The sequence below is a fragment of the Belnapia sp. AC561 genome (genome assembly GCF_979252845.1).
In genome coordinates, this window is record NZ_CEEDBP010000192.1 from 1 (window position 1) to 279 (window position 279).

Here is a 279-nt window from a genome sequence, read left to right on the forward strand (position 1 = left end):
CCCTTGCGGCGCCGAAAATGGCTACTCGGGCCGTGAGGTGATGGCCGAGTTCCGCCGTGCCACCGGCCTGCCGACCGCGACCAACATGATCGCCACCGACTGGCGCCAGATGGGCCATGCGATCCAGCTGCAATCGGTCGACATTCCCCTCGCCGACCCGCACTTCTGGACCATGCAGGGTTCGGTGCGTGTGGCGCAGATGTGCAACGACTGGGGCCTGACCTGGGGCTCGCACTCGAACAACCACTTCGACGTATCGCTGGCCATGTTCACCCACGT

At 65.2% G+C, this 279-nt stretch carries 1 protein-coding gene; it reads left to right on the top strand.

The genetic code is table 11. The features are described 5' to 3' along the window. Window positions 1–40: 40 nt before the first annotated feature. The coding region (locus AC0IW9_RS30705) for an enolase C-terminal domain-like protein (protein WP_471652090.1) at window positions 41–279 on the top strand (239 nt) is incomplete at its 3' end.